Genomic DNA, 314 nt, shown 5'->3' on the forward strand with positions numbered 1-314 from the left:
GTCGCCAGCGAAGTGAAGTCGCTGGCGAGCCAGACCGCAAAGGCCACCGACGAGATCTCCTCGCACATCACGGGCATGCAAGGCGCCACCGCCGAGTCGGTTGCGGCGATCAAGGAGATCGGCGCCACCATCGGCCAGATCTCGTCGATCTCGACGTCGATTGCGAGCGCAGTGGAGCAGCAAGGCGCAGCGACGCAGGAAATCGCGCGCAGCGTCCAGACCGTCGCGCAGGGTACTCAGACCGCCGCCACCGACATCGGCCAGGTCAACCGCGGCGCCGCCGAAACCGGCTCGGCCTCGGAAGAGGTGCTGCA

The 314-nt window shown here is 67.5% G+C and carries 1 pseudogene; it reads left to right on the top strand.

The window, feature by feature from the left end:
• A pseudogene (locus AC0L20_RS40520) lies at window positions 1-314 on the top strand (methyl-accepting chemotaxis protein); the annotation flags it as partial.

The sequence above is a fragment of the Bradyrhizobium sp. Kon58 genome (assembly GCF_055807455.1).